The sequence below is a fragment of the Archangium sp. genome (assembly GCF_045802675.1).
Taxonomy (GTDB): Bacteria; Myxococcota; Myxococcia; order Myxococcales; family Myxococcaceae; genus Archangium.
In genome coordinates this window covers 1-6,739 of sequence record NZ_JBJMQO010000122.1, presented here as the reverse complement: position 1 = coordinate 6,739, position 6,739 = coordinate 1, and the positions used below count along the sequence as shown (strand labels likewise).

5 protein-coding genes and 1 pseudogene are annotated in these 6,739 nt (G+C 69.8%); 4 read left to right on the top strand and 2 right to left on the bottom strand.

Features of this window, described 5'->3' with window-relative positions; all coding sequences use genetic code 11:
* The 3 genes and pseudogenes from ACJ8AN_RS33705 to ACJ8AN_RS33695 all read left to right on the top strand — a co-directional run.
* Positions 1 to 313 (top strand): annotated as a pseudogene (locus tag ACJ8AN_RS33705) (cation acetate symporter); the annotation flags it as partial.
* Between the two features lie 144 nt (positions 314 to 457).
* Positions 458 to 1,195, top strand: a complete 738-nt coding sequence (locus ACJ8AN_RS33700) for a hypothetical protein (protein ID WP_407759660.1) — start codon at positions 458 to 460, stop codon at positions 1,193 to 1,195.
* Positions 1,196 to 1,223: 28 nt separating this feature from the next.
* Positions 1,224 to 1,823 carry an RNA methyltransferase gene (locus ACJ8AN_RS33695; RefSeq protein WP_407759659.1) on the top strand — a complete coding sequence of 200 codons (600 nt, stop codon included), beginning with the start codon at positions 1,224 to 1,226 and terminating at the stop codon, positions 1,821 to 1,823.
* 3 nt (positions 1,824 to 1,826) lie between these two features.
* On the opposite strand, the gene eis is transcribed toward ACJ8AN_RS33695, so the two are convergent.
* Complete coding sequence (gene eis / locus ACJ8AN_RS33690; RefSeq protein ID WP_407759658.1) at positions 1,827 to 3,023, bottom strand: enhanced intracellular survival protein Eis; 1,197 nt, start codon at positions 3,021 to 3,023, stop codon at positions 1,827 to 1,829.
* Positions 3,024 to 3,228: 205 nt separating this feature from the next.
* Here eis and htpG point away from each other — a divergent pair, with 205 nt between their 5' ends.
* Complete coding sequence (gene htpG / locus ACJ8AN_RS33685) at positions 3,229 to 5,247, top strand: molecular chaperone HtpG (RefSeq protein ID WP_407759657.1); 2,019 nt, start codon at positions 3,229 to 3,231, stop codon at positions 5,245 to 5,247.
* A gap of 114 nt (positions 5,248 to 5,361) precedes the next feature.
* On the opposite strand, the gene ACJ8AN_RS33680 is transcribed toward htpG, so the two are convergent.
* Positions 5,362 to 6,739: Ig-like domain-containing protein (locus tag ACJ8AN_RS33680; RefSeq protein WP_407759656.1), on the bottom strand; the 1,378-nt coding region annotated here is incomplete at its 5' end.

Below are 6,739 nucleotides of genomic sequence, written 5' to 3'. Positions count from 1 at the left end.
GGCGAGCATGATCACCGGCTCGGTGAGCGCGGTGCTGCTCATCTTCCTGTCGCCCACGGTGCAGGTGGACCTGCTGGGCCACAAGGAGGCGCTCTTCCCGCTGAAGAATCCGGGCATCATCACCATGCCGCTGTCCTTCTTCGTGGGCTGGGTGGTGTCGCTCGTCTCTCCCGAGCCCGAGGCCGCCAGGCGCTACGCCGAGGTGAAGCACCGCATGCACGTGGGCGCGGACGCCGATGCGCCCGTCTCCGCCGGGGCCTCCAAGCCCGCGGCCGCGGCCCCCGTGGCGTCTCCAGGCACCCAGGCCACCTGAGCACGGCGTTCCATGAGACCCGCGGGCGCTGCCTTCACGAGGGCGCCCGCGCGCGGGCCTGGACGCAAACCCCTCGGACGGGCAGGCGGCCTTCGTGCACCGGCCGCACCCGGCTCCCTACCCTGAGGCTTGGAGGAGCTTCGAATGAACGTCCGGACCCTGATCTTCGCCCTTTCCACTACCGCGCTGTTGGCACTCGCTGGCTGTGCTGGCTCCCAGGCCAGCAGCCGAGCGGATGACACCTCCTCCACCGCCCAGGGGATGCAAGGCATGGCGGCCATGTGCCCCATGCAGGTGAAGGACACGAAGGTGGAGGCGTCGGACACGGACCAGGGCGCGGCGCTGACCTTCACCACGAAGGGGGACGTGGCGGAGCTGCGGCGGCGCGTCACCGCCATGGCGGACATGCACAACGCCCACCACGGCGGGCCCGGCATGCACGAGCACGGAGCGGCGGGCGGCTGCGCCTGCGGCCAGCACGAGGGCGAGGCCAAGGCCTGCAGCTGTCCCGGTCACGCGGCCGGACAGGGAGAGGGCCAGGGCGGCTCCGGGTGCGCCTGTGGCCAGCAGCACGAGGGCCAGGGGTGCAGCTGCGCCGGGCATGACGAGAAGGGCGCGGCGTGCGCCTGCGGCCCGCACGAGGGCCAGGGTGGCCAGGCCTGCGCCTGTGGCGAGCACGGCGAGGGAATGCACCAGGGCATGCACATGCCCGCCTCGCGAGCCACCACCGAGGAGGTGCCGGACGGCATCCGGTTGGTGTTGACGCCGGTGGACGCCTCGCAGCGCGATGCCCTGAGAGAGAGCGTCCGGGCTCATGCCGGGATGATGAGCTCGGGCAACTGCCCGATGATGAAGGCCGCCCCGGCCCACCACGGCGGTTGAGCGCAACCCTTCCGCGAGGAGCACGAGCGTGGTTCGCACCGAGCACGACGCACTGGAGCTCATCCATCAGAAGCGGGTCGTCACCGAGGTGCCGGCCAGCGGGACGCCCTCGCTCGTCGAGGCCGTGGCGGGAGGCCCGGTGCGCGGCAGCTGGCGGAGCCATGCCAAGGGCCGGCTGATGTACCGGCTCGGCCGCATGTTGAGGGCCTCGGACGAGGTGCTCTCCGTGAGGCTGGTGGAGGGCAAGGTGGCCTTCGTGGACCCCTCGCTGTGGCCGGCGGTGTACCGCGTGGCCATGGAGCCCTCGCGCCGCCGCCGCACGCTGGCGGGCCTCTCGCCCCAGGCCCGCGAGTTGCTCACGGCGGTGGAGCGGGACAGGGTGGTGCACCTGGACAAGGAGGGCCCGTGGACGAAGGCGCGCGAGGCCCTGGAGGAGCGGCTGCTCGTGCACGTCTCGGAGACGGAGCTCGAGGACGGCCGCCACGTCACCGTGTTGCGCTCCTGGAGGGACTGGGTCTCGCCCACGGTGAAGGAGGCCTCGCAGACCCTCACCTATGACGAGGCGCTCGCGCGGCTGCGCGAGGCCTGTGGCGGAGCCCCGGCGGGACTCGGGGCGTGGGTGCCCTGAGGCTCAGTACATGTCGGGCATGGCGGGCGGCGGCCCGGAGAAGAGCGCGGTGGCCGTGCGCAGGGAGACGTCGTCGGCCTCGAGCACCCCGGCGGCCTGGAGGGCGGCGGGCGAGAGGAAGCCGCTGTAGAGCGGAGCGAGCGTCCGCACGTGCAGCTTCATGTCCCCATCTCCTCCGGGGCGCACCTCGGCCTCGCCGTTCTCCACCTCCAGCACGAAGCGGCCGCGGTTCTCCGGGAAGAGGTCATCATCCACCTCGAGGTGCAGCGCCCCCGAGAGCCCGGCCAGGTAGCCACGGGCCTGGAGCGCCGCGGGCACGTCCAGCACGCGGAGCATCCAGGTGAAGAGGTGTTTCACCTGGTACGTCTGCTCGCGCAGGAGGAAGAGGAGCGGATCCGCCGCGCCGCCGCGCCACACCACCTCGTCGGCCAGCGAGCGGTGGTCTCCGATGAAGCTCAGCAGCCGCCGTCCCGCGGCCGGGGTGAGCGCGACGAGGTCCGAGAGGCTGAGCTCCTGACGCAGCCCGTGAGGGGCCACCCGGCGCGACAGGTAGAGGTAGCCCTCCACTCCAGCGTGGCCCTCCACGAGGTAGCCGTAGGCGGTGGGCTCGCCCCGGGGCCTCAGGACGCGATTCCAGATGTACGTGCCGCGATCGAGCCACCCCTGCTGGCGCTGGGCGTGGCGGCGGTAGACGTCATGAATGGCCGGCAGGTCGGCCTCCTGGATGGGCCGCAGCGAGAGGGAGCGCTCCTGGAAGTCCAGCCCCGAGAGCTGCACGCGAATCTCATGACGCGAGCCTGCCTGCTCGAAGCCCACGCGGCGGTAGAGGGGCTGGGTGGCGGGATAGAGGCCCGCGAGGGGAACGCCCTGGGCGCGCAACTCCCGGAGGCACGTCTGCATGAGGCGGGTGCCCGTGCCCTGCCCCCGGCGAGCGGGCGCCACGCCGACTCCGGCGATACCCACCAGGGGCACGCTCCGCCCGCCGAACCACTGGCCCATGGAGAAATGGGCGACCGTGGCGGCCACGGAACCGCCCTCGCGCAGCACCCGGAGCTGGGCACCGCCGGCTTCAATCCGCTTCCTCCAGGCGGGACCCTCCTCCGGGGGCATGGCGAAGGCCTGGCAAACGATGTCCTCCGCCGCGGCGAGCTCCTGCTCCCCCTGTGGCGGGCCGAACTGCGGTGCTGTCGTCGCGTCCAAGATGTCCTCCCGAGTCACGGGAGGCGCAGCCTAGGACAACCGGGCACCGGCGAGCAGCACGAGCCCCTGCCTGCCTGCTCCACGCCGGCCTTCCTGGCTGGAGCCCCGGCGGTATGGCGCGGACCCGTGGGGGGCGGCTGGACAGCGTGCGATTCATGGTTACAGGGAGGGGGTTCGCGTCCCCATGGGGGCGCCCGGAGGAACCATGTCCGTCGACACCCCGCGGGAAACCCACAAGTTCCAGGCGGAGATCAACCAGCTCCTGAACCTGGTCATCAACTCCCTCTATAGCCATAAGGAAATCTTCCTGCGCGAGCTCGTGTCGAACGCGTCCGACGCGCTCGACAAGCTGCGCTTCCGCGCCGTCACCGAGCCCGAGCTGCTCGAAGGCGGCGCCCCGCTCGAAATCCACCTGCTGCCGGATGAGGCGAAGGGCACGCTGACCCTTGAGGACAGCGGCATCGGCATGACGCATGACGAGCTGGTGAAGAACCTGGGCACCATCGCGCACTCGGGCTCGCGCGAGTTCCTGGAGCTGGCGGCGCAGCGGGGCCAGAAGGACGTCAACCTGATTGGCCAGTTCGGCGTGGGCTTCTACAGCGCCTACCTGGTGGCGGACCGCGTCGAGGTGGTGAGCCGGGCGGCGGGCAAGGACGGCCAGGCCTGGAGGTGGAGCTCGGACGCCAAGGGCAGCTTCACGGTGGAGCCGGCCGAGCGCGCCACGCGCGGCACCTCCATCACCCTGCACCTGAAGGAGGACCAGAAGGAGTTCCTCGGCGAGTGGCGCCTGCGCGAGCTGGTGACGCAGTACTCGGACTACGTGAACCACCCCATCAAGCTCCAGGTGAAGAAGACCACGGGCGAGGGGGACGCGAAGAAGACCGAGACGCAGCTCGAGGTGGTGAACAAGGCGAGCGCGCTCTGGCAGCGCTCGAAGAGTGACATCACCGACGAGCAGTACCAGGAGTTCTACAAGCACCTGACGCACGACTGGGAGGCGCCGCTGGCATGGACGCACTTCCGGACCGAGGGCAACCAGGTCTTCACCGGCCTGCTCTTCCTGCCCAAGCACCCGCCCTTTGATTTGAACAGCCCGCAGCAGCGCGGGGTGCGGCTGTTCGTGAAGCGGGTGCTCATCATGGACCGGTGCGAGGAGATGCTGCCGCAGTGGCTGCGCTTCGTGCGGGGCGTGGTGGACTCGGACGACCTGCCGCTGAACGTGTCGCGCGAGCTGCTGCAGGACTCGTCGGTGGTGAAGGCCATCCACAAGCACGTGACGAAGAAGACGTTGGACATGCTGGAGAAGCTGGCCAAGGACAAGCCGGAGGACTACCGGACGTTCTGGCAGGGCTTCGGCACGGTGCTGAAGGAGGGGCTCGTCGCCGACACCGAGCACCGCGAGAAGCTGGGCGCGCTGGTGCGCTACGAGAGCTCGCGCGAGGAGGGCCTCACGTCACTGGCCGACTACGTGTCGAGGATGAAGGAGGGCCAGGAGGCCATCTATTACATCTTCGGCGAGACGCGGAAGGCGGTGGTGGACTCGCCGCACCTCGAGGCGCTGAAGAAGCGCGGGTACGAGGTGCTGTACATGACGGACCCGGTGGACGAGTGGGCGACGCAGGGGCTGCGCGAGTACCAGGGCAAGCCGCTGGTGTCGGCGATGCACGCGGACCTGAAGCTCAAGGAGACGGAGGAGGAGAAGCGCGAGAAGGAGCAGCGCGCCAAGGGGCTGGGACCGCTGGCCGAGCGGATGAAGGAAGTGCTCAAGGAGCAGGTGCGCGAGGTGCGGGTGTCGGACCGGCTGACGGACTCGCCGTGCTGCCTGGTGGTGCCCGAGGGCGGCTCGCACGCGTACGTGGAGCGGCTGCTGCGCGAGCGGGGCCGGAGCGTGCCGCACATGAAGCGGATTCTGGAGGTGAACCCCACGCACCCCATCATCGAGCACCTCAAGGCGGTGCAGGAGAAGGAGCCGGGCTCGGCGCAGGTGGCCGAGTGGGTGGAGCTGCTCTACGACCAGGCGCTGCTCACCGAGGGCAGCAGCGTGGAGGATCCCAACCGCTTCGCCCGGCGGATGACGGCGCTGATGACGCAGCTGGCGGGGCCGCCGAAGCACACGCCCGCGGGCGCGGTGGCCTCGGGGCCCGAGACGCCGACCTCGGAGGCGAAGCCCTCGGAGGGCGCCGCGGTGGCCGCCGGCCCCGAGACGCCCGTCCCGCACAACTGAGCAGCGCACTGAAATGAGAGGGGCTCCACCGGCGCTCGATTACGAGCACCGGGGAGCCCCTTCTTCATGAGGGACCGCGCTCCAGTGTGGAGAGCGCGGCCCCGAGCAACACGCCTACTTGCGGCGGCGGCGCGACACGAAGGCCGCGAGCCCCGCCAGCGCCATCAGCGCCGAGGCCGGGTCACCGGCGGGCGACGAGCAGCCGCAGCTCTCGGGCTCATCACCACCACCACCCGTGCCCGGAGACTTGACGTCGACCGTGAAGGTACGCTCACCTGACTCGGCACTGACGTTATTCGCCGCATCGGTGGCGGTGGCCTTGACGGTGTAGCTGCCATTGGCGAACGCGGTGGCCGGAGTGAAGCTCCAGTTGCCGGAGCCATCCGCCGTGACAGAACCCGCCTCGGTTCCCTTGATGAAGACCCGCACCTTGCTGCCCGCCTCGGCCGTGCCCGTGATGGACACGGTGCCGGACTCGAACGCCTGACCCTCGGTGGGAGCAGTGATCACCGGAGCCACGGGAGCGGTGACATCGACCGTCCACTCCCAGGTGGCGGGAGCCGTCGAGACATTGCCCACCACATCGCGCGCCTGCACCTTGAAGGAGTGCTTGCCTTCGGCGAGGCCCGTGAGGTCAACCGGGGAGGTGCACGACGAGAAGGCGGCACCATCGACGCTGCACTCGAAGCTCGACCCACGGTCGGTCGACCCGAAGACGAGCTTCGCGCTCGTCGCGTTCGTCACGCTGGCCGGCTTCTCGGTGATCGTCACATCCGGAGCACCCGTGTCGAGGGTCCAGGAGAACGAGGCCGGAGTGGCATCCACGTTGCCCGCCAGGTCCCGAGCACGAACCTGGAAGGTGTGCTGCCCGTCGGACAGGGTGAAGGTGGCCGGGCTCGTGCAGGCCGTGAAGGCCGCATCATCCACGCTGCACTCGAAGCCAGCACCTGTCTCGTTCGACGAGAAGGTGAAGGTGGTGCTGGAGCTCGTGCTTGGGTCCGAGGGAGTCTGACCGAGGGTTGTCTCCGGCACCGTTGCGTCCACCATGAAGCTGACGGTAGCGAGGTCACTGCCGTTGCTGGCGGCATCGGTGGCCCTGACCGACAAGATGTAGTCGAGCCCATCATCGAGGGCACTGGGCATGGTGAAGCTCCAGTGACCGGATGCATCGGTGGTGGCCGTGAAGTTCCCTCTCGTGGAGACGTTGAGGCTCAGCTTGCTGAGAGGCTCCGCGGTACCGGAGAAGGTGGGCGTCGTACTGGCGACCCACGAGTCTGGAGCGGGCACGAGGATGACCGGCGTCGGGGGAGCCACGGTATCCAGGGTGAAGTTCCTGGCGGCGGTCGTGGAGCTCCACGCACCCAGGTACTCGGCCGCGACCTCGATGCGGTGCGGGCCATCGGCGGGCTGCTTGGGAATGGTCGTCCCGAAGCGCCCCGTGGAACCGATCGAAGTCCCGCCCACCAGGGTCCCATCGATGAAGATGTAGGTG

What these genes read in the sequence shown, in the direction of transcription:
- htpG (WP_407759657.1), top strand. Translation starts at nt 3,229, where the DNA reads ATGTCCGTCGACACCCCGCGGGAAACCCACAAGTTCCAGGCGGAGATC.
- ACJ8AN_RS33700 (WP_407759660.1), top strand. Translation starts at nt 458, where the DNA reads ATGAACGTCCGGACCCTGATCTTCGCCCTTTCCACTACCGCGCTGTTG.